The sequence below is a fragment of the Thiohalocapsa sp. genome (genome assembly GCF_022340605.1).
Taxonomy (GTDB): Bacteria; Pseudomonadota; Gammaproteobacteria; order Chromatiales; family Chromatiaceae; genus Thiohalocapsa.
On sequence record NZ_JAJDNQ010000123.1, the window covers coordinates 1 to 25130 of the forward strand.

At 65.8% G+C, this 25130-nt stretch carries 24 protein-coding genes; 10 read left to right on the top strand and 14 right to left on the bottom strand.

What is annotated here, in order from left to right; genetic code table 11:
• Positions 1-42: 42 nt before the first annotated feature.
• Both LJE69_RS15785 and LJE69_RS15790 read right to left on the bottom strand, forming a co-directional pair.
• A complete protein-coding gene (locus LJE69_RS15785; RefSeq protein ID WP_296926848.1) occupies positions 43-654 on the bottom strand; it encodes an SDR family NAD(P)-dependent oxidoreductase in 612 nt (203 codons plus the stop codon).
• A 543-nt stretch (positions 655-1197) separates the two neighbouring features.
• A complete protein-coding gene (locus LJE69_RS15790; RefSeq protein WP_296926850.1) occupies positions 1198-1953 on the bottom strand; it encodes a bifunctional DNA primase/polymerase in 756 nt (251 codons plus the stop codon).
• A 688-nt stretch (positions 1954-2641) separates the two neighbouring features.
• Here LJE69_RS15790 and LJE69_RS15795 point away from each other — a divergent pair.
• Complete coding sequence (locus LJE69_RS15795; protein ID WP_296926852.1) at positions 2642-2815, top strand: helix-turn-helix transcriptional regulator; 174 nt, start codon at positions 2642-2644, stop codon at positions 2813-2815.
• Between the two features lie 129 nt (positions 2816-2944).
• Positions 2945-3388, top strand: a complete 444-nt coding sequence (locus LJE69_RS21025; RefSeq protein ID WP_367114691.1) for a surface-adhesin E family protein — start codon at positions 2945-2947, stop codon at positions 3386-3388.
• A gap of 144 nt (positions 3389-3532) precedes the next feature.
• Here the strand turns inward: LJE69_RS21025 and LJE69_RS15800 are convergent, their stop codons facing one another.
• The gene (locus tag LJE69_RS15800; RefSeq protein WP_296926855.1) at positions 3533-4108 is read right to left on the bottom strand and encodes an ankyrin repeat domain-containing protein; all 576 of its coding nucleotides are present in this window, start codon (positions 4106-4108) and stop codon (positions 3533-3535) included.
• 697 nt (positions 4109-4805) lie between these two features.
• Positions 4806-5396 (bottom strand): DUF333 domain-containing protein, encoded by a 591-nt coding sequence (locus LJE69_RS15805; RefSeq protein WP_296926857.1) that lies wholly within the window; start codon positions 5394-5396, stop codon positions 4806-4808.
• 194 nt (positions 5397-5590) lie between these two features.
• Between LJE69_RS15805 and LJE69_RS15810 the strand changes: the two genes are divergently transcribed.
• The 4 genes from LJE69_RS15810 to LJE69_RS15825 all read left to right on the top strand — a co-directional run bounded on the left by LJE69_RS15810 (position 5591) and on the right by LJE69_RS15825 (position 10193).
• Positions 5591-6196, top strand: a complete 606-nt coding sequence (locus LJE69_RS15810) for a hypothetical protein (RefSeq protein WP_296926859.1) — start codon at positions 5591-5593, stop codon at positions 6194-6196.
• A 797-nt stretch (positions 6197-6993) separates the two neighbouring features.
• On the top strand, positions 6994-7383 hold the full coding sequence (locus LJE69_RS15815) for a hypothetical protein (protein WP_296926861.1): 390 nt from the start codon (positions 6994-6996) through the stop codon (positions 7381-7383).
• A gap of 884 nt (positions 7384-8267) precedes the next feature.
• Positions 8268-8921 (top strand): response regulator transcription factor, encoded by a 654-nt coding sequence (locus tag LJE69_RS15820; protein ID WP_296926863.1) that lies wholly within the window; start codon positions 8268-8270, stop codon positions 8919-8921.
• A gap of 210 nt (positions 8922-9131) precedes the next feature.
• Positions 9132-10193 carry a nitrilase-related carbon-nitrogen hydrolase gene (locus tag LJE69_RS15825; RefSeq protein ID WP_296926865.1) on the top strand — a complete coding sequence of 354 codons (1062 nt, stop codon included), beginning with the start codon at positions 9132-9134 and terminating at the stop codon, positions 10191-10193.
• 236 nt (positions 10194-10429) lie between these two features.
• Here the strand turns inward: LJE69_RS15825 and LJE69_RS15830 are convergent, their stop codons facing one another.
• Positions 10430-11974 (bottom strand): MFS transporter, encoded by a 1545-nt coding sequence (locus LJE69_RS15830; RefSeq protein WP_296926867.1) that lies wholly within the window; start codon positions 11972-11974, stop codon positions 10430-10432.
• Positions 11975-12305: 331 nt separating this feature from the next.
• Positions 12306-13196 (bottom strand): phosphoribulokinase, encoded by an 891-nt coding sequence (locus LJE69_RS15835; protein ID WP_296926869.1) that lies wholly within the window; start codon positions 13194-13196, stop codon positions 12306-12308.
• Between the two features lie 249 nt (positions 13197-13445).
• Between LJE69_RS15835 and LJE69_RS15840 the strand changes: the two genes are divergently transcribed.
• Positions 13446-15602 (top strand): ATP-binding protein, encoded by a 2157-nt coding sequence (locus LJE69_RS15840; RefSeq protein ID WP_296926872.1) that lies wholly within the window; start codon positions 13446-13448, stop codon positions 15600-15602.
• Positions 15603-15702: 100 nt separating this feature from the next.
• Here LJE69_RS15840 and LJE69_RS15845 read toward each other — a convergent pair whose 3' ends face one another.
• The 8 genes from LJE69_RS15845 to rsxA form a co-directional block, all read right to left on the bottom strand.
• The gene (locus tag LJE69_RS15845; RefSeq protein WP_296926873.1) at positions 15703-16044 is read right to left on the bottom strand and encodes a hypothetical protein; all 342 of its coding nucleotides are present in this window, start codon (positions 16042-16044) and stop codon (positions 15703-15705) included.
• The gene (locus tag LJE69_RS15850) at positions 16041-16373 is read right to left on the bottom strand and encodes a hypothetical protein (RefSeq protein WP_296926875.1); all 333 of its coding nucleotides are present in this window, start codon (positions 16371-16373) and stop codon (positions 16041-16043) included. Before LJE69_RS15850 ends, LJE69_RS15845 begins: the two co-directional genes overlap by 4 nt.
• Positions 16374-16419: 46 nt before the next feature.
• Positions 16420-17133: an electron transport complex subunit E gene (locus LJE69_RS15855; protein WP_296926877.1), complete on the bottom strand. Its 714-nt coding sequence runs from the start codon at positions 17131-17133 to the stop codon at positions 16420-16422.
• Positions 17133-17894: an electron transport complex subunit RsxG gene (gene rsxG, locus LJE69_RS15860; RefSeq protein WP_367114692.1), complete on the bottom strand. Its 762-nt coding sequence runs from the start codon at positions 17892-17894 to the stop codon at positions 17133-17135. The genes LJE69_RS15855 and rsxG overlap by 1 nt, the downstream gene beginning before the upstream one ends.
• A gap of 20 nt (positions 17895-17914) precedes the next feature.
• Positions 17915-18973: an electron transport complex subunit RsxD gene (gene rsxD, locus LJE69_RS15865; RefSeq protein WP_296926879.1), complete on the bottom strand. Its 1059-nt coding sequence runs from the start codon at positions 18971-18973 to the stop codon at positions 17915-17917.
• Complete coding sequence (rsxC, locus tag LJE69_RS15870) at positions 18973-20751, bottom strand: electron transport complex subunit RsxC (protein ID WP_296926881.1); 1779 nt, start codon at positions 20749-20751, stop codon at positions 18973-18975. The genes rsxD and rsxC overlap by 1 nt, the downstream gene beginning before the upstream one ends.
• A 173-nt stretch (positions 20752-20924) precedes the next feature.
• Complete coding sequence (rsxB, locus tag LJE69_RS15875; RefSeq protein ID WP_296926883.1) at positions 20925-21524, bottom strand: electron transport complex subunit RsxB; 600 nt, start codon at positions 21522-21524, stop codon at positions 20925-20927.
• 123 nt (positions 21525-21647) lie between these two features.
• Entirely contained in the window at positions 21648-22229 is a 582-nt protein-coding gene (rsxA, locus tag LJE69_RS15880; protein WP_296926885.1) for an electron transport complex subunit RsxA, read from the bottom strand.
• A gap of 478 nt (positions 22230-22707) precedes the next feature.
• Here rsxA and thiM point away from each other — a divergent pair, with 478 nt between their 5' ends.
• From thiM to thiD, 3 genes are read left to right on the top strand one after another with little or no spacing between them, the layout of a single operon-like run.
• Complete coding sequence (thiM, locus tag LJE69_RS15885; protein WP_296926887.1) at positions 22708-23592, top strand: hydroxyethylthiazole kinase; 885 nt, start codon at positions 22708-22710, stop codon at positions 23590-23592.
• Positions 23593-23600: 8 nt separating this feature from the next.
• Positions 23601-24251: a thiamine phosphate synthase gene (gene thiE / locus LJE69_RS15890; protein ID WP_296926890.1), complete on the top strand. Its 651-nt coding sequence runs from the start codon at positions 23601-23603 to the stop codon at positions 24249-24251.
• Positions 24248-25072, top strand: coding sequence for a bifunctional hydroxymethylpyrimidine kinase/phosphomethylpyrimidine kinase (gene thiD, locus LJE69_RS15895; protein WP_296926892.1), 825 nt, complete (start codon positions 24248-24250; stop codon positions 25070-25072). Before thiE ends, thiD begins: the two co-directional genes overlap by 4 nt.
• Positions 25073-25130: the final 58 nt, after the last annotated feature.

Here is a 25130-nt window from a genome sequence, read left to right on the forward strand (position 1 = left end):
TGATTTTCAGAAGCTCCCGACGTCGGGCGCCAGGAGGGAGGGCTAAACGGTTACGTCGGGGTCCAGGCACTGCGCCCGTCGCAGACCGAGCGTATCGCGTGCCCGCTCACTCCAGATGACGCCGTCGATGACCAGATGCGCCACATGGATACCCTGCGGACCCAGTTCCCGTGCCAGGCCGCGCAGCGCGAACTTCGCCGAGCCGAAGGCCGAGAAGGTGGCGCCGGCCTTGACCGAGGCGGTGGCACCGATGAACAGGAAGAAACCCCGTTGCCTCTCGAGCATGCCCGGGAGGACCCGTTGCGCTCCGTGCACGGCCCCGAGACACATGGTTCGCCAGAGCGATTCGAAAGTGCTCGGATCGGTGTCCGCGAAGGCGCTCATGTGAAAAGGCGCGGCGTTGTGCACGTAGACGCCCGCGGGTCCCCAGTGCGCCTCGACCTGCCGGATTGCCGCGTCCACCTGCGCGGCGTCGGTGACGTCACAGCTAAACGTCCGGAACCGATCCGGACCGAGCTCGGCGGTCAAATCCGGGGTCGCCGTTGTTCGGCGGGCCAATCCGGCCACGCGATATCCCGCTTCTGCAAGGTGGCGGCACAACGCCTGGCCCAGTCCCGGGCCGACGCCGGCGACGATGGCGGTGTCTGAATGCACTGTCATGTTGCTCCTCCGGCGGGCGCCGAGCCATGATCTGCCAAGTGACGGGAGGCGGCGCTGGTCCCGCGGGAATGGTCACCTCGTCGTCGGTCTGAGATTACGCTTAGCACAGGTTCCGCAGGCTGGCCGACAGACCTGCTGAACGGCCGCGACGCACGTCGAATCGGGCGCTTCGCCCTGCATCCTGCCGATGCAGACCTCGACGATACTCGCCGAGACACTGCTCTCCCAGGGACAGGCGCAGGCCCGCACTGGCCTAGCCCCGGGAGATCCGCCCGAGCAGATCGCAGCAGAAAGCGACTCGTGGACCGGCGATACGGTGCTTGTCGGCCACCTCCCCCATCTCGGACGGCTCGCAGCGCTTCTGCTCGCCGCGGCCCCCGATCTGCCGCTGCCCGCCTTCCAACCGGGGAGCGTGGCCTGCCTGGAAAGGGACGGTGACGGTCGCTGGGGGTTGGCCTGAATGGTTCGGCCGCAACTTATTGCACCGGATCGGGACTGAGGAGCCCGTTCCCTCAACACCGCGCAGGCGCGTCCGGGCTATTCGCCCTCACCCCGTTGATGGAGGCGCGTGATCGACTCGACGGTTCGCACCACCTCTTCCGGCTCCAACGGCGGACGGCAGCACGTCGCGTTCCATGTGAGCAAGAGTTCCGTTGCGATCTCTGGATCCACGCCGCGCCACAGCAAGTGTCCGGCCAGAGACGCGATCGTGTTGTTGCGCTCACCCGCTTCGACACCCTCCCGTAGCAGGTGACGCCAGTGAGACAACGGGTGTCCACGACGGCTCTGTAACTCAGAAGCCTCGACGAGCCAATCCGGAAGCTGGGCCAGCCGGCAGACCTCGGGGGAACGCTCCCAGCGATAGGCCTCGCCGCTGGCATGGACCGAGGGTGGAGCAACCACGTAACCGCCGTCGCCGCGCAGATCGACACCCGGCGCAATGCCGACCCGGTTGTGCACGACATCGCCAGCATGATAGAAGTAGAGGTGCCGCCCGCCGCCGCCGGTTCGGACCTCGACGGTTTCGGCGATGGCCCCACGGCGCCGCTCCAATGCCTCGAGGCCGGCATCCCCGCCGTGGCGCGGGTCGAGGTCCAGCACGACGAGACCGGAGACGGCGCCTGTGACAATGGCGAGGTTGGCGCCGGGCCATTGGCGGAACCACTCGGCCACTTCCGTCGCATGCGGCTGCCGATGCTGGTAGACCTGCCAATGCAGCAGGGGACGCTTGCCGCGGGACTCGATGGGTATGACCGACCAACCCAGCCGGCGATAATCGAGAGCGGCCTTCATGAGGAGGCCGCTTGCAGATCCGCTACGTTGCCGCTTGCGCCACAATTGCTGCTGAGACCCTTGTGTTGCCTACCTAACTTTGACCCCTTTGACGGCGGCCGGAAGGAAAGCGCACGCCGGGCAAGGTAGCCACTGCGACACAGCCTGCGTGCCCTCCCCGGTCCATACGGATGCAGGAATGTTCCAGATTGGCTCCGGCCTTGCTCGTTGCGCGCCAACTACATGTCACCAAGGATGTGCGTTCGAACCGCCTTTGTACCATCCTCGGCAACAATGGATAGCGCCGCCGTCTGCATAATCGCCGTTGCTTCGACCGCGTCCCAGTGCTCCAGAGAGCGCCCCCGTTCCGCCAGCAGGCGGCGGATCTTCTTTACAGAGAACCGCGCTCCGCGCCTTTCCGAAGGCCTGGTGTCGCATCCGCACTACGCCTGGTTCGATTGGGGCGCGGGTTTCCGCAACGCACCCGGCACAAGCGCCTCCCGACGCGTAGGATTCTAGCCAAAGCTCTTCCACCGCGGCCGAACACGCGGCGCCCGCGCCTCACACCAGCTTTGCGGTCAGCTTCCACCGCGTCATTCACACGACAAGCCCGTTGGGTAATCTCTTCGCGAAGACCGGGACCGCTTGTGGTCATCCGCAAGCCCTTCCTGGCTGGCATCGGCAACGCCACCCGCCGATAATCCGTACCATGAACGAGATCAGGATCATCCACCAACGCCTGCGCCAAGCGCGACTACCCGCCAAGATGACGCAGCAGCAATTGGGCGAGCGGATCGACCGCACCCAGTCTCACTCCAGCTGCTACGAGACCGGAGAGCGCACGCCGACCCTCGAGTCACGACCCGACTGGTCGCCGCCGTGAGCGCCACGATCCATCGGCAGTGCGGCGAGCATCGCGTGCATGGGCAGTTGCCAGCGGACATGCTCGGCAGCACAATCCGCCGGCTCCGTCGATGACCGATTGACGACCTCATCCACACCAGGAACAAAGATGTTCAGGACACTCCACGCAATTCCAACCGTGATAGCTACGGGCGCTCTACTGCTCAGCGCGTGTTCCAAGCTTCCCGGAGAAAACCCCTCCGCGACAACCACCACCCACCGGCCCCCGTCGGAATGGACGTATGTCACCAGCAGTGCAAAGGGGAACGACTACTTCGTGGACTTTGCTACGCGCCGCCGTATCACTGACCGTAAGCTATCGATATTGATCAAGATCAATTATGGTCACGAGAATTCCGTTAGCCCTCGTTCCGCTCGGGTGCGAGAGGAATTTGACTGCGCCAATAGCGAAAGCCGGATACTCTACAGCGCATTCTTCACTGAATCGGACCTTCGCGGAGAAACCACCAGTTCCGGACAGGCACTCGGCCCTTGGAGACCAGCCAGAACCGGTAACGCTAGACAGGCCCTGCTCGGCGCGGTATGCGAATAGACTTTCTTCTGCCGCTACTGTCGCCGGAAACCACTTATCGGCGATCCCGGCCAAGACTCTAGCGGCACCTCAATAGCCGGCCACCCTCACCGACGGGAAGCGCAGACAAATCCGGGCTTCCGCAGGAACGATTAGCCCCCAGCGTCATCGTTGTCGGCCCGCACAGATATCGGCCAAAGCCAGCGCATTATGGTTACTGAGCGCCTGGATCACGGACTCATTATCTTGCAAGACTGGCGCGTCTTTACCCGTATCTTTCCGGGGGAACGCTCTCGCAACATCCATGGCGGAGCGATACTTCTCTGGTTCGGCACACACGCTGTCGGCCACCCCGGGCAGGACATTTGCCTCGGCGCCAAAATTCAGCAGCATGACCACCAGATCCGGATCGTTCTTCGCAACGGCCAAGAGCAAGGGCGTTGCATCAGCGCCCGGTTCATGCAAATTTGGATCGGCACCGAAATTCAAGAGCGTCTGCACCATTTCATGTCCGATGCGCTCCGGCACGCCTTGCACTGCCACAACCAGCGGATAACAGTTACCGCCGCCACAGTTTTCCGCGTGATTCGGATCGACACCCATTTCCAGCATGCTGCGCACAACACTGATACGATTTTGCTCCAGCGCAGTCAACAGCGCCGTACTTTCTGCCGAACACACACCTGCGCCGCCGAAGCACGCCAACACCGCCATCAAGAACGTCGTAAACGTGGTACGCATTATCCATTCCTCATGCTCGGATGCCGTATAGCATCACAATTAATGCGGGTATGCACCATGGGCAGCGATGCCCAAACCTGTTAGCGCCTCCGACTGACGAGCTCGATGCCGCTCCGTGCATATCGAGGGAGGTCGGCGAGAACGCGTTGGTCGTACGTCCCTCCGGTGCTATGGGAGGGAAATCCCTGGCGCGATCGGCACTTCGTCGCGGCGAGGACCCGGTCGCACCGCGGGGCCTCTGGCCGAGGCTATGATCAAGGCCGGCGAGCGCGCCGGCCGGCTCTTCAATCGAAGTCGGCTCGCTGGGATCAGTCAGGCGCTGGGCTAATGGTCGCGCACGCTTATGCGGCACGCCTATACATCGAAGTCGTACTGACTTCTAGGTTTCGCGCAGAAGATATCATGGGGGGAGTCAACCACTGCTGCTACTCGCTTCTCCCGCTGTAGGTCGCAGTTCAGACCCCCGTCCAGAACCATGGCCGCGTGGGAGCGGCGTCCCCGCCGCGATTCGGCATCAATCGCGCCGAGGATAGCGCTCCCACGGCGGCGGCCCTACTGGTAATCGACGCCGAAGCGAACACTCGCGCGGGCAGTTCATCGTGGGTCGCCTGCAACGGCCGCCCCTGCTCGATGCGAACCTCGGTGCCAGCGGCGTAGGTCCATTCTCTCGCGATGCGTTGCCCGCTATCCGATACACTTACTCGCGACTCCCACCCAAGGGGCGCGCCGCCCTTACCTGCGACCCTGTTTCCGCGGCATATTGATCCGGCTTACACTCGCCACGATAGAACGACCACTCTTCGCATTCGCTACCGTCATCAAACACACAGATTCCGACCTGCCCCCCAGCATCATCAGCGCGTATTTCCAGCTTCCCGCCTTGTTGCGCACAGTACACCGACGCCGGATTGGCGAGGCCAGCTGCGTGCTCACCGGGTTGACACTCACCACGATAGAACGCCCATTCCTCACACTCGCTGCTGTCAGCGAATGTGCAAACGCCATACTGCCCGCCATCCGGGTCAGTCCGGATTTCAAGCTGCCCGCCCTGTTGCTCACAATACACCGACGCCGGGTTCGCCAGGGATGAATGCGCCATAGCGGAACTGACAGGTGCAAACATCGCCACCGTGACAAGTGAGGACATAATGACAGCGACATTTCTGATCATGGTTTTTTTTCTCCAGGTACGATCGAGGTTGCGTTGCTTGAGGAGCGTGTTGCACGGCATGCCGGGTGCCGCGGCTAACACCTGCGCGAGCACGACATGGGTCGTGTGGATATACATGCTTCTGCACGGCGGACAGGAGTCGGCGAGCCCAGACTTCGGCATCGTGGTAGGCCGGTTGGAGGCGCCACGAACGCCGCCTCGCGCCCTGCTATCATCGCCGCAGTGTCCGCGCATACCCAGCGGGGCGCCGGCATTTTCGGTTCTCCGCCAGGCCATAGGCAAATTCCTGAATCATCGACAGGGGGATAGCAGTGAGTTTCCGTTTGGCCTCATACCTGGGGTCCATTTCGCCGCCGCCGGGCATAACCCTCGCCCTCGCCGTGGTCTTGGCCGGCGGTTGCGCAACCGCCCCCAAGCCGCCGCACGAACCGGACGATGCCTGTGCAATTCTAGCCGAGAAGCCCAAGTGGGACATCGCCCTACATAAGGTACAGCATCGCTGGGGCGTGCCGGTAGAGGTGCAATTGGCCATCATCCGCAATGAATCCTCCTTTCGCCATGACGCCCGGCCTAGATCAGCGAGCGGCGAGTATGCTTCTAGCGCCTACGGCTATTCGCAGGCCATCGACGGCACTTGGGATTGGTATCGGAACGAAACCGGCAGGCGCTCGGCAAAGCGAACCAATTTCGCCGACGCCGCCGATTTCATCGGCTGGTACGCAAACGTCAGTCGGCAGCTGTTGGGTCTCGCGGTCGGAGATGCATACCACCAGTATCTCGCGTATCACGAAGGACACACCGGCTTCCGTCGTGGCACCTATCGGAAAAAGCCGTGGCTGCAGCGCTATGCACGCCAAGTCGCTCGACACGCACATACCTACCGCGTGCAACTCAGCCGGTGTCGAGTCCGTTCCTGACGACTAGCAACGCCTGGGGCCGACAGTGGATTTTCACGGCTTCTTATCCAGCCCGACCAGCAGCCGACAGAGTTCCCACTCCGCAATCGTGCACGCGCGGCGCCCCAAACGGGCCATTTCGCTCGCGTGACCGGGGGCGACGGTTCTCCACGGAGTAGTACCAAGGCCGCATCGCCTTTCCTTGGTTTCAGTCGGGCGCTCCAGTACGCCCGACCTCCTACCGTCAGTCGACGAGCGGCGCCAACCACAGCAAAGTTCTCACCAACGACGATCGAGTCCCGATAAGAGAGACGCCGATCAGTTGGCGTTTCCTTTGTGGAGCCCGAAACAATCGGCCGCTCCATGCGGGATCAGGCAACCGATTTACACGCCTTGTGCCCGACTGGGATAGAGACTTCCGGTGTCAATCAGCAAACCACCGGAACGCGATTCGGATGCCGGGTTGCGAGATTCCCCCATAGAGCCGTTTACTCAATTCTACGTAAGTAATACGCCCATGCCTTATGGGAGATTTTTTAAAATTTTGCAATACTGAAAGCATAGGCTTAATCAGGGTAAGGCTGACACCCTATCAGCAAACATGCGCAACATGTTCGGGAAATTGGCTCACCCGTGACGCTGGGATTCTGGCCCTTTTGGCGCGTGCCGCGCAAGGCTTTTTGCTCTCCCGTTTCCAGCGATGTGAGCCAATGGAACTTCGGGCGTTCCCAGGCCGCTGTTCGGCTCGCGTACAAATTTCGGCCGGGGCAGCCAAGGATCACCACCCACTCAAGTCATAGAATCAAGAGGGAGTCATCATGAAACTGAAGCAATCCTTGTTTCCGGTGTTCGCAGCGGTAGTTGTTGCAGCGCCAATGATCGCACCTATTGCATCCTACGCCGGGATCCCACCTCACGGCGCCAAGATCTACCGTAGCTGGTGCTCAGTTAACAACTATTACGGCGACCTAATGTGGGATGACGACCCGTACGAATTCTGGATGGATTTCGATCAGATGACTGGTGAGATTACCGCACACTGCAAAGGATGGAACCAAAGTGGGTACACCCCGTACTACAACCACGAGATCACCGACTGCGAGTTTAAGGTGCGTGATGAGGTAGTCCACGGATACGGTTGGGGCAAGGCGAAGTTCGGTGAGGGCATCGAAGTCAACTGCCACGGGTTTGTGCCGCCGAACTTCTGATTCCAGCTTGCTGCACATGCTGTTGCGCTGTAACGCGAAGCAGCCGCCGACGCGCGCGCGCCCTGGAGCGGCGACGGTTGGTTGACTGCTGCGCGTCGATCAGTGGCCGGTCGCGCTGACCCGTCTCTTGGCATCGGCGTTCGCAGCCTGCCTCGGTCGGCGCGGCCTCGGTCGCTTCGCCGTGATAGGCGCTGCCGGCCAACACTTGGGGATCGGTATTATCGGGTTCGAGCACGCCGCCGAGGACCCGACTTTCGTAGCCTCTGGCAGGCTGTCGCACGGTTCCAGTCGGTGGAAGCGCGCGAACCAGAGGGGGTCGCGGATGTGATACTCCACCACCGCGTCGGCCACGTTGCACGGCGTCTGCTGGATCAGAACCGGTCGTTAGGGCATCTCAAATAGTGCGATGGCCCCACTCGTCGGCTGGCGGTGGCCTTGATCATCGTTCCGGCCAGTGGGTCGTGACCCTTGCGTACTCAGGGCTTCCAGCCCTGACCGTGTCAGGCCAGGATGGCCTGACTACGCAGCGAGCCCGCTTAGGTGGCCGGAACCATGATCAAGACCCTGGCAGTAGAGTCTTGGACCGAGCAGCGGCCACAGTGGAGAGCCAATGCAGCCGGGGTTCTCCGATGTAGACAACCGCCTCTACCAACTGAAGCCATGCGAGCTTTTCGCAATGGATGCCGTGCCGACTGGGCAGCCGCCTGATGGACTTCCCTACCCCGCTTTCTACGGCGAACCTAACGGGCAATAAGCCCGGAAACGATAGTCGTGCCAGGGGCTCTTTGCCACCATACTTGCGACGAAGCGGACGCCAGGTGGAGACCCACCGTCTGCGGGTATTTGCGACTGTTTGGCATAGACGCACTAGCAAGGACAGTTCGATGTCTAATCGGCCCAGCCGACTTCTCGTTGTTGACGACCATCCAGTGGCGCGCGCCGGCTTGCGCAGCGTCATCAATGCGGAGCCCGATCTCGCCATCTGCGGCGAGGTGGAAAGCATTCGGGATGCTCTCAAGGTAGTACGCACTGAAATGCCCGATTTGGTGCTTGTCGATATCTCCTTGGAAGAGGGCGGAGGCATGGACCTCATCAGGCGTCTCAAGGTACACAACTCGGCCCTCAAGACGTTGGTATTCTCAGTGCGGGACGAAACCCTGTTCGCTGAGCGCGCGATCAACGCAGGCGCGCGCGGCTACCTGTGCAAACACGAGGGTACCGAGCAGTTGCTGGACGCGATCCGCCAAGTGCTGGCAGGCCGCATCTATCTGAGCGAGAAGGTGGTGGAGCGTATCATCGATGGCTTTGGCAGAAAGAAGCCGGACAGCGTCTCCAGCATCGCTTTTCTGAGCGACCGCGAACTGGAGGTCTTCGACCTGATTGGCCAGGGGCTGTCCACCTCCAAGGTCGCCGAACGGCTCCACCTCAGCGTCAAGACCGTAGAGACGCACCGGGACAAGATCAAGCGAAAGCTCGGGCTCGCCAGCGGCGGAGAGCTGGTGCGCCAAGCGGTGATTTGGCACGCGGAGCAGGCGTGAGGAAGGGCCGAAATACCCGGCGTTTCGCGCCGAGCAGGTCACATGACCCTGTTGCCGGAGAGACGCGCCCACTTCCAAAGCGATGGTGCGATTTCCGGGCGGGAGTCACGCTCCAAGCACCGTGGCGGCGGTTCTCTCGCCCGTTTCGCACTTGAGAAAGCGGCCGATCCGTCCCAACTAAGTTGTGGTCAGGCCTATCGGAAGGTTACCTTGATCATCCAAAGCTTTGTCAGCGACGAACTCCCGCAGACGCCGCATGTGCGCCTCGGTCTGTATCAAGGTTACGGTACGGCCGGCAACATGCAGGCCGTGCAGGCCAACCTGGACACGCTGAAGGCAGTGGCCGAGCGGGCCGTCGGGCACGGAGTGCACCTGCTGAGCTTCCCGGAGCTCTATCTGTCCGGCTATGACCTAACCGATGCTGCCTGCGCCCATCGGCTGGCGGAGGAGATCCGGCAACGGGGGGTAATGGATGCTGTCGCGGCATCCGCCAGGTCCAATGGCCTAGCCATCATCTGCCCTTATCCAGAGGCCGCAGACGTCGCGGGGGAGCGCCGCTACTATGACAGCATCGCCGTCTACGGGTCGGACGGCGAGTTACTGAAGAACTACCGCAAGACCCATCTCTGGGGCGGTGACGAACGCAACAACTGGTCTTTCGGCCATGTCTTCGCGGAGGAAGGCGAGGCCTACAGCGTCTTCGAAGTCAACGGTCTGCGAGTGGGGGTGCTGAACTGCTACGAGGCGGAGTTCCCCGAGCTGTGTAGAATCCTGGCGCTGAAGGGTGCGCAGCTCGTCGTGATTCCGACGGCGGCGGATGAGTGGACCTTGCTGCGCACCGGCGAATTGACCAAAACCCCCTATCCGGACGTGCAATTCCTGATCCGGGCCAATGCATACCAAAACAACCTGTTCTGCGCCTACAGCAACCGCCGCGGCACAGAGACGCTGAACGGCGAGACGGTTGGCGGCTACCTCGGCAACTCCTGCCTGGCCGATCCGCACGGTAATTTCCTCATCCCCGTCATACCGCTGCCACCGCAGCGTGATGACCAACCGGGCTCCGGCTGGAACGACCAGATGCTCCTGATCGCCGATTGCGTACCCGCCTTCTACGGTCCGACGCACCCCGAGACCAAGATCGGCGATAGCGCCGCCGCCACCCAGTACCTGAACGACCGGCGCTGGGACCTTTATGGCACGCTCACCTCCCGCGAGCGCATCGACCAGGCCACCGGCGAAGCTGAGCCCTACCCGCAACAGCCCGAGTAAGCGTCCACACAAACGCATCCCCTCAGCCGGTACACCCGAGCGATTCCCCGTGCGAAGACCCGGCAAAGAGACGCGACGGGGTGATGATCCGCGAAGGATCTCGACGCGCTGCTGATGCCCGCCGGCCTGCCGCGCCACGGTCCAGGCGTCGCTGAAAGGCCGGCATTCCGAGCCCGGCGCGGTTCGATCATCGAGTGCCGGTCCACCAAGGCGAGCCGCCGCCCAAACGCACGGCCTCAGCGTGCCTGGGCTCGCTCACCCGAGATCGCATCGTCGCGCTGTACCGTGCTCGCGCGGGTCTGTACAGCGCTGGCATGCCCGACGGTCTCCAGATTCACGCCGCTGGTTTCTATTCGCCACATCCAGGTAACGAATGCGCCGAGGAGAGAAGTTCCGACGAGGATGGCCAACAGATATTGGGTGCCGATGGCGGCCAGCAGGATGGGGAACAGGAAGGCCGTCGCGACCGCGCCGAGCTTGGCGAAAGACGCGGCAAAGCCCGCGCCCTTTGCCCGGAGGCGGGTCGGAAAGACCTCTCCGGCCAGCAGGTAGGTCTGGGCATTCGGCCCCAGGTTGGTCATGAAGTTGAACAGCATGAAGCCGCAAAAGAGCGTCACGGTCTGGAACTGGCCGGTCATGTTCATGGACAGGGCGGCCAGCGCGAGCCCCAGCGCGCAACCGAGGAAGCCGAGGATCTGCAATCGGATGCGTCCGGCACGGTCCACCAGCAGGACGGCCGCGATGATACCGATGATCAGCAGCACATCGAGCATCGCGGCGCCCTTCGCGGCGATCATATCGTTGAGCACCAGACCGGCGACGTTAAGCGGATGGTCATCCTGCGCGCCGACGGTAGCGGCCAGAATAGTGGGGGTAAAGATGCCGATGCCATAGGTCCCGAGATCTTGCAGAAACCAAGGGACCGAAGCCAGCAGCGTCGCCCGACGATGCTGTTTGGTGAACAGCATCCCCAGGTGCCCGCTGGGAACCTTGCGCGCGCCGCCCGCGCCCGTGGCGTACGGATCAACCAGCCGAACCCCCGTGGGATAAGGGGGCCGGCGGTCGAGGAGCCGAAGCAGCTCGCTGCCCGCATCGGCGAGGCGTCCTCTTGTCACGAGCCAGTGGGCGGACTCCGTCACGTAGAATCGCCCGGCGACGACGAGCAACGCGGGGACGATGGCGGTCGCATACATCCACCGCCACGCCCCGATGTCAGGGCGCGCGTACAGCACCAGAAAGCCGACGAAGGTGCCCACGAGCGCACCGACGGCCTGGAAGCCGAATGCGCCCAGCACCAGCCGTCCCCGCACGCGACTCGGGATACTCTCCGAGATCATGACGTGAGCCGTCGGGTAGTCGCAGCCCAAGGCAACCCCCATGCCGAATAGGAAGAAAACCAACAGCGGCAGGCTGGGGCTGACGGTCAGCAAGCACAGAAACAGGGCGAAGAGCATCATCTCGGCGATGAACATGGGCTTGCGCCCGAACACGTCCCCAAGCCCGCCGAGCGCGGTGGCACCGACCAAAATGCCAAACAGGGGGGCCGCTCCGACCAACCCCTTGTCTGCGGCGCCTAACCCGAATTCCTGCACGATCAACGGCAAGGCCACCCCGGTCATGAAGACCACCAAGCCCTCGAAGAACTTGCCCGCGGTGGCAAGACCGAGAATGCGCCACTGCATGGGGGTCAGCGGCGCGCCACTGACCGAAGTCCCGTCTACCCACTGAGGACGCTCATCGATATAACTTTGTACCGACTGTGCCGATCGCTGCTCGCTCACGAGTTCCTCCCAAGCCGCCAATGAACGCGTATGAGGATAGCGGGACTCTATATCACCTCCATGACCACGCGTTGAGCCGCTCGGGCCACGGGTGCCAATTCGGGGACGCGCCGTGCGTGCGAGGGGAAAAACGACGCCCGGACACCGGGGCCGCGCCTGATGCGGCCTTGGTATCCCGGAGTGCGTGATGCGCGCCGGTTGCAGCAACGGCTACAGCGCGCGAGTCGCCGGCTCGGTGTGGCGGCAGAAAGGCGTTGATCCCGATTCACACTGCAAGCGCAGCGAGATGGATAAGGCCGCGGGCCGGCCGGCCCGCGGCGGCGGGCTGAGGTCAGACGTGCCGCGCGTCCATCATGCGTTCGATGATGGGCTGCAGGATGACCTCCATCGCGAAGCCCATCTTGCCGCCGGGCACCACCATGGTGTTGCGCCGCGACATGAAGGAGTCGTGGATCATGCTGAGCAGGTACTGGAAGTCCACCTGCAGCTTCTCCGGCTCCTTGAAGCGGATGATAACGAAGCTCTCGTCCGGTGTCGGGATGTCGCGGGCGATGAACGGGTTGGAGGTGTCCACCGTCGACACGCGCTGGAAATTGATGTCGGTGAGCGAGAACTGCGGCGTGATGTGACGGATGTAGTCCGGCATCCGGCGCATGATGGTATCGACGATGGCTTCGGCAGAGTAGCCGCGCTCAGCATTGTCGCGGTGGATCTTCTGTATCCACTCGAGGTTGACGATGGGCACCACGCCGACGCCGAGGTCCACGTGCTTGGCAACATCGACGTCGTCCGTCACCACCAGGCCGTGCAGGCCCTCGTAGAACAGCAGATCGGTGCCTTCCGGCACGTCTTCCCAAGGCGTGAACTGGCCGGGATCGAGGTTGGTGCCGAGGCGCGCGTTGTGGTTATCCGCCTCTTCCTGGCTATGGATGTAGTAGCGCTTCTTGCCGGTACCGGACTCGCCGTAGGTGGCGAACAACTCCGAGAGCAGGTCGAAGCGGTTGGCCTCCGGGCCGAAGTGGCTCAGATTGCGGTGCTCCTCGGCGGCACGCGCCATCTCCGTCTTCATTTCCTGGCGGTCGTAGGCGTGGAAGCTGTCGCCCTCGATGACGGCGGCGTTGATGCCGTCGCGGTAGAAGATGTGCTCGAAGGCGCGCTTGACCGTGGTCGTGCCGGCACCGGAGGAACCGGTGACGGCAACGACTGGATGCTTCTTGGACATAATGAACTCCCCGTCTTATATGACTTCGGCGCCGGAACGCGTTGGCGGGCCGGCCTGCGGGCCGGCCTGCAGGCAGGCGCTGCGACAGGCGCGGGGCAGCGGGACCCGTCATCGGGAGCCCCCGGCCACCGTCGGAACGCCGGAAAGATGCAGATCTTCTAATATATCACGCCTTTAACACCTCAGGACGCTGCGGGAATGCGGCGTGCCTCAGCCAGCTAGCGCGCCGCAGCCGCAAGGTCATCTGCCATGTTCCCCGTCAGCCGCATTCCGTCCGGGTTGCGCGGTAACCCGGAGTTCCAGTCCGCCGTGGTCCGCATCGGGATCTGGGCCTTCGGCCTGGTCTACATCGGCACCGCGACCCTGATCGGCATGTTCCACGTCAACTATCTGGCGTTCGTGACACTGTTCGCGGGCTACCTCGTGCTCAACGTCGCGATCCTATTCAGCGTGCTGGTGCGGGCGCAGTGGAACGCCCGGCGCTACACCTCGCAGTTCTTCGACATCCTCGCCGTCAGCCTCGCCATCTATCTCACCGGCGACCCCGGGAGCCCCTTCTATCTGATCTACATCTGGATCTTCATCTCGGCGGGCACGCGCTACGGCCGCACGCACCTCGCCGTTGCCGCCTCGGCGGCGGTGGCGTCCTACAACATCGTGCTGGCGGTGCTGGGCTCCTGGGCCAGCGACCCCATGGACGCGGCGTTTCACGTATTGGTGCTGGTGCTGCTGCCGCTGTATCAGGACTCACTGCTCGTGAAGCTGCGCGAGGCGCGGCGCGCTGCGGAGCAGGCGAACCAGGCCAAGAGCGACTTCCTGGCCAACATGACCCACGAGCTGCGCACGCCGCTCACGGGTGTGCTCGGCATGGCCAACCTGCTGCGCACCACCGAGCTGGACACCCAGCAGCGGGAGTATCTCAACGCCATCACCAGCTCGGCAAACACGCTCCAGGCGCTCATCGGCGACATCCTGGACCTGTCCAAGATCGACGCAAAGAAGCTGCAACTGGAGCAAAACCCCTTCGACCTCCGCGATCCGGTGCGCGAGGTCTGCGACGTGCTGCATGCCCACGCCCTGGCCAAGGGGCTCGACCTGGTCTGCGACGTGACGCCCGATCTGCCGCTGCGGGTGGTGGGCGATGCGCTACGGGTGCGCCAGATTCTGTTCAACCTCATCGGCAACGCGGTCAAGTTCACCGAGTGCGGCCAGGTGGTGGTGCGCACCAAGGTCGACGAGGCGGCGCCGGATGACTCGCGCATCGGCGTGGCGCTGGAGGTGGAAGACACTGGCATCGGCATCGCGCCCGACAAGCTCGAGAGCATCTTCGAGAGCTTCCGTCAGGCAGACGACTCCACCACCAGGCGCTACGGCGGCACCGGCCTCGGCACCACCATTGCTCGCGACCTGATCCGCATCATGGACGGCCGCATCGGCGTGGAAAGTGAGCTCGGCCGTGGCACCCGCTTCCGGGTCTGGCTGCCGTTGCTCGGGCGGGACTACCCGATAACGCCGGCACCGCCGCAGCCTCACTTCGACGGCGTGCGCGTCCTCATCTACGAGGGCAACGCCGTCCAGCGCGACATCATCCACGCCACCTGCCGGGCACTCGGCATGCGCTGCTTTGCCGAGAACGACATCGGCCGGCTGGGCACCGTCATCCGGCGCGCCGGCGGCATCGATCTGCTAATCATCGGTGACAGTCCGGAGCCCATCGACCTGCCCGCATTGCTGACCACCTTCCGGCGTCTGCTGCACGCGCAAGTGCCCTACCTGCTGCTCATCTACGGCCAGCGGCGCGGCGAGCTGCGCGAGTACTGCCGCCATTGCCTCACCAAGCCGTTCCTGCGCGAGGAACTGATGGACGCCCTGAACCGGATTTTGGCGCGGGGCGATGCCCGATCCTACGAAGACACCACCGCGGCCGCCCCCGCGCCGCCGGCGCCGGCACCGCCGCCCCGCTCACCTGCTGCCGTCACCACCAAGGCCGCCCCCGCGCCGCGCGCCGAGGCGGAGCCCGACGCGAACGCGCCGCGCGTGCTGGTGGCCGAGGACAATGCGATTGCCGCCACCGTGATCCGCACCCTGCTGGCGCAGCAGGGTGCCGCGGTGACGCTCGTCTCCGACGGCGAAGCAGCACTCGAAGCCGCGCGGCGGGCGGACTTCCACCTCGCCTTCGTCGACCTGCGCATGCCGAAAATCGACGGCATCGATTTCACCCGGCGGGTGCGTACGATGGAGCAAGGCAGCCGGCGGCTGCCGATCATTGCGCTCACCGCCAACGCCGCCGAGGATGTCAGAGACCGCTGCCTGGAGGCGGGCATGGACGCCTTCCTGACCAAGCCCGTCAACACGGAGGCACTGAAGGCGATGGTGGCCAAGTACACGCCCAAGCCGGCAGCCTGAAGCCGGCCGCCCAGACCGGTCGCCTCCGCCCCCGGATTGGCCTCTTCGCTCAGCCAATCCGCCTTCCGGGCAGCCAGGTCCGCGGACGCTCAGGCGGCGATCAATCGCTTTCTTGCGCCGACGCCGCCTGCGGCTTGATGGTGACGCCACGCTGACGCAGTTGCTCGACCACCCGTCGGGCATTGGCATTGCCCTGCTGCGCCAGCCGCGCGAGGTCCGAGGCGATGCCGTCGAGCTGCACCCGCAGCGCCCGCGACTCCGCCATGGCCTTCTCCTGACCGGCCCGGACCCGTTTCAGGCTGCCGTGATCGCTCACGAGCTGCGTGGCCTGGAACACCAGCAGGGCAATCATGGCCAGTGCCAGCAGCAGCACCGGCCCAAAGGCGCCGCGGCCCGGCATGCTCCGCGCATCGGACGCGCCGTCGGCTTGCATGGTGCTCATTGCCTGCCTCCGAGCTGATCTCCGGCGGGGGCGGCGTCCGCGGACGCTCGCACCGTAATGTCGACGCCGTGCTTGTTCAGCAAGGCCTCGAGCGCGTCGTCGCCGGTTTTCACCGCCAGGGTCGCAAGGCTCTGCGCCAGTTGCTTGTTGAAGCGCCCGAGCTGCACGCTCTGATCGATGTATTGCCGGCGCTCTGTCACGTCCACCCGCAGCGCCTTGTTGGAGAGCGCGGTGGCGATATTGACGCACACCAGCACCAGCGCGATGACGCCGAGTGCGATGAGCAGCCAGTACTGGGCGTCACTGAGCCCGGAAGGTTTGGATGCCATGACGGGATGCTTCCGGTTGTATGCAGCCGCTCGCGGCCCGGGGGTGCTACTGCGTCGCGGGCTCGGCGGCGCCCGCCGCCATGGCCGGCTCTACCACGCTCACGCGCGCCGCCCTGAGCCGCTTCAGGCGCTTGTCGATGACGTTCTTGAGCGCGATCAGCATGCCGAGCGCGATGAAGGCCCCGGGTGGCAGGATGGCGAGCAGCGCGCCCTGGAACTTGTCGCCAAGCTCAAGTCCGAAGCCGCGGGCGCCCTCGCCCAGCAGCAGGTGAGCCTGGTAGAAGAGCGTCCCCTGCCCCAGGAATTCGCGGATGCCGCCCAGCACCGTCAGCACCAGCGTAAAGCCGATGCCCATGGCGAGACCGTCGAGAATGGCCTGGTCCAGCCGTGCCTTGGACGCGAACGCCTCCGCGCGGCCGATGATGGCACAGTTGGTGACGATAAGCGGGATGAAGAGCCCGAGCACCAGGTAGAGCTCGTAGAACACCGCCTGCATCGTGAGTTCCACCGCCGTCACGAAGGACGCGATCACCAGCACGAACACCGGCAGTCGCACCTCCGGCCGCACGAGGTTGCGAATCAGCGAGATGGTGCCGTTGGAGAGCACCAGCACCGTAGTGGTGGCGAGCCCCATGCCGAGACCGTTCGTGGCCGTGGTGGTCGTCGCCAGCATCGGGCAGAGCCCGAGCATGGCCACCAGCGCCTGGTTATTGCTCCACAGGCCGTCACCGATGATGCTGCCATAACTCTTCGCGGCCATCAGCCCGCCTCCCCGTTCGCGCTGTGCGTGGTGCCGGCCTGTGCCGGCGCGGTTGCGGCAGGGGCTCGAGTCGGAGTTGGACTCACAGTGGGATTCCCGGCTGGGCTCCCAGTCGAGGTCTCAGCCGGGCTCGCGCCCTGCTGTACCGGCGCGTAGAGCACGTCGCCCTCGCGCTGCACGAACAGCAGCGTATTCTTCACCGCCTTGACCACGGAGCGCGGCGTGATGGTGGCGCCGGTGAACTGATCGAAGTCGCCGCCGTCACGCTTCACCCCCCATTTCTCCAGCGGTGGGTCGCCAAGGGACTTGCCATTGAACTGCTCGACGATCCAGTCGGTCTTCTTCTCGTCGATCCGATCGCCGAGGCCAGGCGTCTCGTGGTGCTCCAGCACCCGCACACCGCCGAGGCTGCCGTCGTGGAGCACCGAAACAAGCAATCGGATCGGGCCGGCATAGCCATCCGGCACCACCGGCTGCAAAATCACCGCCACCGGGCCGTCTGCTTGGTCGCGCACGCGGAAGACCTCGGTCTGCTCGGCCCCGAGGAGTTCGGGATCGCTCACCTTGATGTTATCGGCGAGCGGGTCATTGGCGACGCGTCCGGCCGGAACGATGGCCTCGAGCTTGTCCAGCATGGCCTGGCGCTTGTTGGCCGCGATGCGCTCGGCGGTGAGGTCGTTGGTCATGGCCACGACGCCGACGCCGGCCACGGCGAAGCCGCCCAGGATCAGGCCGGCGATGAGAATGGGGGACTTGTTCATGACGAGTAACCGGGCTCCAACTAGACCCGCTTGCGCTGACCGAAGACGCGGGGCTGCGTGTAGTGGTCGATGGTTGGCGCCGCGATGTTCATCAACAACACCGAGAAGGCCACCGCGTCCGGATAGCCGCCCCAGGTGCGGATCACGAACACCAGAGCGCCGATCAGAAGCCCATAGACCAGCTGACCGCGCCTGGTGGTGCAGGCGGTGACCGGGTCCGTGGCGATGAAGAAGGCGCCCAGAATCGCGGCTCCCGAGAACAGGTGGAAGGCCGGGAACGGATGCGTGCTCGGCTCCAGCACCCAGAAGGCGCCGGCCGTGAGCAGCAGCCCGCCGAGGAAGGCCGCCGGGATGTGCCAGGTGATGACCCGCTTCCAGATCATGTACAGCCCGCCAAGCAGGAACCCGCTGGCCACCCATTCCCAGCCGCGCCCGCCGAAAACGCCCCACAGCGGGCTCGCGGCGCGGATCTGATCGATGGTCATGCCCTGATCGAGCCTGGTGCGCATCTCGTCCAGCGGCGTCGCGGCGGTGATGGCGTCCCAGGTGTGCTCCGGTGGCAGCGCACCGGTGAAGATGAGCCGCACGGAGTCCAGGAAGGACAGCGTGCTCAAGTCGTGCGCCTGCAACAGCTCCGGCACGTGCGGCGGCAGCCAGGAGGTCATGGCCACCGGATAGGAAATGAGCAGGAACACGTAGCCGGCCATGGCCGGGTTGAACGGGTTGTAGCCGAGGCCGCCGTAGAGCTGCTTGACGATGACGATCGCGAAGACGATGCCCAGCAGGGTCAGCCACCAAGGGATCGTCGGCGGCACCGTCAGCGCGAACAAGAGCGCCGTCACCACGGCGCTATAGTCACGAATGGCCGGCAGCACCGGGCGGCCGCGCAGCTTCACGACCGCGGCCTCGGCGGCGACGGCGAACACCGTCGCCAGCGCCATGTTGATGAGCACGCCCCAGCCGAAGAACCACACCAGGGCCGCCGTGCCGGGCACCAGCGCCAGGCACACCTGGAGCATCACCCAGTCGACACGGTTGATGCGCGCGCTATGGGGAGAGGAGATGAAGCCGGACTGCATCAGGCGTTACCAGCCGAGGCCCGCGGACCTTCCTGCTGCGGCGGTGTCGGCGGCGGGTTGGATGCCGCTGCCTGCTCCGCAGGTGACGAGCTCGCGGCATGCCCCCCCGGCCGCCGTGGCTCGGCGCTCGGGCTGCCGACGGCGGATGCCCCGGCGGTCGCGGTCTTGTCGGCGCCGTTGCCTTTGGCAGCGGCCGGCGTGGCGCTGTGCGCGGAGGCGCCGTCCGGGGCCGTGCGCTTTTGCGCCGCGCGCTCGCGTGCCGCCTTGATGGCCGCCTGCTTGGCATCGGCTCCGCCCGCGGCCGCAACCGGCTCCTTCTTCTTGCGCAGCTTGGCCTTGCGCTCGCGCTCCAGCCGCTCCAGACGCGCCTCGCGGGCGGCATGACGCTCGCGGGCATGCTCGGCGGCGCGCTTCTCGCGCTCGCGCGCCCAACTCTCGGTCTTGGCGTAGCGGTAGTACTGCACCAGCGGGATGTGCGACGGGCAGACATGCGCGCAACAGCCGCACTCGATGCAATCGAACAGGTTGTAGTCCTGCACCTTGTCCAGATCCTTGGAGCGCGCGTGCCAGTAGAGCTGCTGCGGCAGCAGGTTGGCCGGGCAGACCTCGGCGCAGCGGCCGCAGCGGATGCAGGCCTGCGGCTCGCCCGGGTCCGGGCTCTCGGCGGCGGTGAGCGCCAGCAGGCAGTTGGCGGCCTTGGTGATGGGCAGCGCGTCGGTGTCCACGCTGAAGCCCATCATGGGGCCGCCCACCACCAGCTTCTCGGGCTCGCCGACGAAGCCGCCGCTGGCGGCGATCAGCTCCGCGGCCGACGTGCCGATGCGCACGCGGTAGTTGCGCGGCTCGGCGACGGCACGGCCAGTGACCGTGACCAGGCGCTCCACCAGCGGGCGCCCGCGCAGCACCGCGTCCGCCACCGCGCAAGCGGTGCCGACGTTCTGGCAGACGATGCCGATCTGCGCCGGGATGCCGTGGCTCGGGACCTCCTTGCCGGTGAGGATCTTGATGAGCTGCTTCTCGCCGCCGCTCGGATACAGCGTCGGGATCTCGACCACGCTGATGCGCCCGGCCGGGTCGCCCTGCCGAGCGGCCTGCCGCATGGCGACGATGGCCTCGGGCTTGTTGTCCTCGATGCCGACGAGGCAGCGCTTGGTACCCAGGATATGCAGCATGACGCGGATGCCGTCGACGATGTCCGCGGCGCGCTCGCGCATCAGCAGGTCGTCGCAGGTGATGTAGGGCTCGCACTCGGCACCATTGATGACCAGCGTCGCGATGGGCTGGTCCGGCCCCGGGTTCAGCTTCACGCTGGACGGGAACGACGCGCCGCCCATGCCGACGATGCCGCTCTGGCGGATGCGCTCGCGCAGCTCGGACGGGTCGCGCTGCTCGAAGTCCGGGAGGGGCGCCGGCAGCTCGGCCCAGGCGTCCTCGCCGTCCGTCTCGATGACGACGCAGGGGGCACTCAGCCCGGACGGGTGCGGCACGCGGCGATGCTCGATGGCAACCACGGTGCCGGAGCTCGGCGCATGCACCGGCGCACTCACGTAGCCTTGCGGCTTGGCCAGCATCTGGCCCTTGCGCACGTGATCGCCCACGGCCACGCAGGGGTCGGCCGGCGCGCCGATGTGCTGTTGCAGGGGCACGGTGAGCCGCTTCGGCAGCGGCGCGGCGACGCTGGGCGCGCCGTTGGACAGCGTCTTCTCATCCGGCAGGTGCACGCCGCCGTGGAAGTGCCAGAGCCGCTGCCGATGTGGGTTCAGAACGGGAAACAGCATGGTTCGGACTTAAGCTCGCAGGTGTGATCGGAAGCCGATGCGATGTTCGGACTTGCGTGTCGGACGGCCGCCGCGGCGCCCGCGCCACGGCCGTGGTCCCCCTCTGCCGCCCGCGGTCCATTGGCGGCCGGTTGGCAGCGATGGGGCGACCGGCAATGGCGAGCGGCAGTGGGTCAGGCCGCTTCCTGGTCCAGCTCGGCCTCTTCGGCCGTGCGATGCCGGCCGGGGCGAGCGGAAGCGACACGCGGCATCCGCGGATAGGGCCACTTCCAGTTGGCGATCGTCTGAGGAATAGGCTCCATATTGATGCACCCCACCGGACAGGTTTGCACACACAGCTCGCAGCCGGTGCACTCCGCGCCCAGCACCGCATGCAGTTGCTTGGCGGCGCCAACGATGGCGTCCACCGGGCAGCTCTGCAGGCACTTGGTGCAGCCGATGCAATTGTCCTCGTCGATGACGGCGATGGATTTGGCCTTCTCGACCACCTCGCCCACCGCGATGGGCTCGCGCCCGAGCAGGTCCGCGATGGCCAGCATGGTCCCCTCGCCGCCCGGTGCGCAGCGATTGATCTCGGCCTCGCCCGCGGCCACCGCCTCGGCGTAAGGCCGGCAGCCCGGAAAGCCGCATTGACCGCACTGGCTCTGCGGCAGCAGCGCGTCCACCTGATCGGCGATGGGGTCGCCGTCGATGTGGAAGCGGATGGCCGAATAGCCCAGCAGCATCCCGAATCCGGAGGCCAACAGCCCAATGGCGCCGATGTCTGTCAACATGACCAGTTCTCCAGTGGTTGCGGCCGCCGCGAACGGCACGGACCGCTTGCCGTTACCTTTACCTACTCCGAGACGGCTGCGCGCCGCTTGTTCCGGCCCGCTCGCGCCGGGTCGGGGCGGCACTCACACCGACACAAGCCCGGCAAAGCCCATGAAGGCAAGCGACATCAGACCGGCGGTCACCAGCGCAATGGAGCCTCCCTGGAAGGGCTCGGGCACGTCCGCCACCGCGACGCGCTCGCGCATCGCGGCGAACAGCACCAGCACCAGGGAGAAGCCAACGGCCGCCCCGAAGCCGTACAGCGTCGCCTCCAGGAGGCCGCGCTGCTCCTGAAGGTTCAGCAGTGCCACGCCCAGCACCGCGCAGTTGGTGGTGATGAGCGGCAGAAAGATGCCCAGCACCTGGTACAGCACCGGGCTCGTCTTGTGCATGACGGTCTCGGTGAACTGCACCACTACGGCGATCACCAGGATGAAGCCGATGGTGCGCAGGTACTCGATGCCCAGCGGCTCCAGCAGATACTCGTTCAGCAGCCAGGTGGTCACCGACGACAGCGTCATGACGAAGGTGGTCGCGAGGCCCATGCCGATGGCCGTCTCCAGCTTCTTGGAGACGCCCATGAACGGGCACAGCCCCAGGAACTTCACCAGCACGAAGTTGTTCACCAGGACGGTGCCGACGAGGATGAGCGCGTATTCGGTCATGGGTACAACGGGCGTCGGTCAGCGTTTGCAATGGGACGGATCGGGTTGGTCGGCCTGAATGGGCTGCCGGGGAACTGTGGCGGGGCCGAATCTCGCCCCCGCCTATTACTTGGATTGATTAGGGTAATTACCCAATCACAACATCATAGACATTTTTGTGCAGTGCAACAAGACCCCACCCGACACGGCGGTGCCGGCTTCGACCTCGTGAGAACGCAACGCCTGCTCGCTCGACGCCCTGCTGCCAGGCGCGGACACTCTAACAACGGCACAAGGGGCCGGCGTTGACCGCCATCACCAAGCGCGCAGATACCTAGAGTCTTACTAGGGTAAAATGCGCACGTGTGCCGCCCCCGGCATGAGGCAACGGGCCGGCGACCGAGCCCCTACAATGTCCGCCGCTTGCGCCACGCCGCCGCCATCGCCGCCTGACCGCTGCGCGCTGCGGCTGCCGCGCTCCCCAGCCAAGGACCGAGCCATGTCACCACCCCTCGATGTCGATCAACGACCGCTGGAACCACCTGGCGCCGCACTGCGCCGGGTGCGCGCCCGCGCGCCGCTGGTGCAGAACATCACCAACTTCGTCGCCATGAACCCCGCGGCGAACATTCTCCTGGCGGTGGGCGCCTCGCCGGCCATGGTGCACGCCCGCGAGGAGGCCGGCGAGTTCGCTCGCATCGCCGACGCGCTCACCATCAATATCGGCACCCTGTCGCCGGTGTGGCTGGACGGCATGCTGGTTGCCGCCGCCGCGGCGGCGGACGCCGGCAAGCCCTGGGTGCTGGACCCGGTGGCGGTGGGCGCGACAGCACTGCGCCGTGACGCCGCGAGACGACTGCTGGAGCTCTCGCCGAGCCTGGTCCGCGGCAATGCGTCCGAGATCATCGCGCTGGCCCCCGCGACCCGCGTCGGCACGGGCGCCGACACCAGCGGCGGCAAGGGCGTGGACGCCACCGACCCGGTAGCCGCGGCGGAACTGGCGGCCGTGACGCTGGCCGAGCGCCAAGGCTGCGTCGTCGCCGTCACCGGTGAGATCGACTTCGTCACCGACGGCCGGCGTGCCGCCCACATCGCCAACGGCCACGTCATGATGCCGCAGGTGACCGCGCTGGGCTGTGCCCTCACCGGTGTCTGCGGCGCCTTCCTCGGCGCCGGCGGCGACCCCTTCGAGTGCACCGTGGCGGCCCTTGCCTACTACGGCCTCGCCGGCGAGCACGCCGCCCGCGGTGCCGACGGCCCCGGGAGCTTCGCGCTCTGCTTCATCGATGCCCTGTCCGGTCTCAGCGCCGACGCGCTGGACAAGGATGCGCGCATCGCACCCATCGCCGTGCCGAGCCCCCACGACGCCGGCCGCCAGTGGTGAGCGGCACCATGAGCCGCTCCCTGGACCTGTCCGTCTACCTGGTAACCGACCCCGTGCTGTGCGCCGCCCGCGGACTGGTGGAGACCGTGCTGGCCGCGGTGCACGGCGGCGCGAGCGTTGTGCAATTGCGGGACAAGGACGCGCCGGATGCCGAGCTCGTGGCGCAGGGCCGGGCGCTCAAAGCGGCGCTGGCCGGCAGCGGCGTGCCGCTCATCGTCAACGACCGCATCGGCGTCGCCGCCGCCATCGGTGCCGACGGCGTGCATGTGGGCCAGGCGGACGAGGGCATCGCGGCCACCCGCGCCGCGCTGGGGCCGGGCGCCATCGTCGGGCTGTCCATCCAAACCCCCGAGCACGCCCGTGCCACTGCGGGCCTGCACGTCGACTACGTCGGCATCGGCCCGGTGTTCGCCACCGCCACCAAGCCGGACCACGCCGCCCCCCTCGGCTTCGACGGACTCACGAAGGTGCGTGCCGCGACACCGCTGCCGGCGGTGGCCATCGGCGGGCTCACCGCAGCGCACGTGCCGGGCGTGCTGGACGCCGGCTGCGATGGCCTCGCCATCGTCTCCGCCATCTGCGCCGCCTCAGATCCGCAAGCGGCAGCCGCGGCGTTTCGTCAGGCCATTGCAAGCCATCGCGACGAGGACCGGGCATGACCGGGCCGGGCATCCGCAACGTGCTCAGCATCGCCGGCTCCGACCCCAGCGGCGGCGCCGGCATCCAGGCGGACCTCAAGGCGATCGCCGCCAACGGCTGCTACGCGATGACCGTCATCACCGCGCTGACCGCCCAGAACACCCAAGGCGTCACCGGCGTGCGGCTGGTGGAGGCAGACTTCGTCGCCGCGCAGATCGACGCCGTGTTCGCCGACATCCGCGTCGACGCCGTCAAGATCGGCATGCTCGGCAGCGCCGACATCGCCGCGGCCGTTGCCGACGCCTTAGCGCGCCACCGCCCACCGCAGGTCGTGCTGGACCCGGTGATGATCGCCAAGGGCGGCGACCGGCTGCTGGCCGAGACCGCCGTCCGCGTGCTGCGCGAGCGCCTGCTGCCGCTGGCCAGCGTACTGACCCCCAACCTGCCGGAGGCAGCTGTGCTGCTCGGCGAGCCGGAGCCCGGCACGCGCGACGCCATGCCCGCCATGGCCACCGCACTCAGGGCGCTCGGTCCGCCCGGTGGCAGCGGGGCGGTGCTGCTCAAGGGCGGCCACCTACCCGGCCCCGCGAGCCCGGATCTGCTGTCGACACCCCAGGGCGATCTCTGGCTGGAAGCCGAGCGCATCGCGACACAGAACACCCACGGCACCGGCTGCACCCTCTCCTCCGCCCTCGCCGCCCGCCTCGCCGTCACCGGCGACATCCGCCTCGCCGCCGAACAGGCCAAGCGGTACGTCGCTGCCGCCATCGCCGCAGCCGACCAGCTCGACGTCGGCCACGGTCACGGCCCGACCCACCACTTCCACGCCCTCTGGCCCTGACCCAAGGCCGCCCCTGAGGGCGTCGAGTTCCACTCGGCCCCGGCCGGGGGCAGGCGGC

Excerpts from the sequence above, each read along its gene's own strand:
- rsxD (WP_296926879.1), bottom strand. The coding sequence starts at position 18,973 with ATGCAGTCCGGCTTCATCTCCTCTCCCCATAGCGCGCGCATCAACCGT.
- rsxB (WP_296926883.1), bottom strand. The coding sequence starts at position 21,524 with ATGTTGACAGACATCGGCGCCATTGGGCTGTTGGCCTCCGGATTCGGG.
- thiD (WP_296926892.1), top strand. The coding sequence starts at position 24,248 with ATGACCGGGCCGGGCATCCGCAACGTGCTCAGCATCGCCGGCTCCGAC.
- LJE69_RS15855 (WP_296926877.1), bottom strand. The coding sequence starts at position 17,133 with ATGGCCGCGAAGAGTTATGGCAGCATCATCGGTGACGGCCTGTGGAGC.
- LJE69_RS21025 (WP_367114691.1), top strand. The coding sequence starts at position 2,945 with ATGTTCAGGACACTCCACGCAATTCCAACCGTGATAGCTACGGGCGCT.
- thiE (WP_296926890.1), top strand. The coding sequence starts at position 23,601 with ATGAGCCGCTCCCTGGACCTGTCCGTCTACCTGGTAACCGACCCCGTG.
- LJE69_RS15815 (WP_296926861.1), top strand. The coding sequence starts at position 6,994 with ATGAAACTGAAGCAATCCTTGTTTCCGGTGTTCGCAGCGGTAGTTGTT.
- LJE69_RS15840 (WP_296926872.1), top strand. The coding sequence starts at position 13,446 with ATGTTCCCCGTCAGCCGCATTCCGTCCGGGTTGCGCGGTAACCCGGAG.
- LJE69_RS15850 (WP_296926875.1), bottom strand. The coding sequence starts at position 16,373 with ATGGCATCCAAACCTTCCGGGCTCAGTGACGCCCAGTACTGGCTGCTC.
- rsxA (WP_296926885.1), bottom strand. The coding sequence starts at position 22,229 with ATGACCGAATACGCGCTCATCCTCGTCGGCACCGTCCTGGTGAACAAC.
- LJE69_RS15790 (WP_296926850.1), bottom strand. The coding sequence starts at position 1,953 with ATGAAGGCCGCTCTCGATTATCGCCGGCTGGGTTGGTCGGTCATACCC.
- LJE69_RS15795 (WP_296926852.1), top strand. The coding sequence starts at position 2,642 with ATGAACGAGATCAGGATCATCCACCAACGCCTGCGCCAAGCGCGACTA.
- LJE69_RS15835 (WP_296926869.1), bottom strand. The coding sequence starts at position 13,196 with ATGTCCAAGAAGCATCCAGTCGTTGCCGTCACCGGTTCCTCCGGTGCC.
- LJE69_RS15845 (WP_296926873.1), bottom strand. The coding sequence starts at position 16,044 with ATGAGCACCATGCAAGCCGACGGCGCGTCCGATGCGCGGAGCATGCCG.
- rsxC (WP_296926881.1), bottom strand. The coding sequence starts at position 20,751 with ATGCTGTTTCCCGTTCTGAACCCACATCGGCAGCGGCTCTGGCACTTC.
- LJE69_RS15820 (WP_296926863.1), top strand. The coding sequence starts at position 8,268 with ATGTCTAATCGGCCCAGCCGACTTCTCGTTGTTGACGACCATCCAGTG.
- rsxG (WP_367114692.1), bottom strand. The coding sequence starts at position 17,894 with ATGAACAAGTCCCCCATTCTCATCGCCGGCCTGATCCTGGGCGGCTTC.
- LJE69_RS15805 (WP_296926857.1), bottom strand. The coding sequence starts at position 5,396 with ATGTATATCCACACGACCCATGTCGTGCTCGCGCAGGTGTTAGCCGCG.
- LJE69_RS15800 (WP_296926855.1), bottom strand. The coding sequence starts at position 4,108 with ATGCGTACCACGTTTACGACGTTCTTGATGGCGGTGTTGGCGTGCTTC.
- thiM (WP_296926887.1), top strand. The coding sequence starts at position 22,708 with ATGTCACCACCCCTCGATGTCGATCAACGACCGCTGGAACCACCTGGC.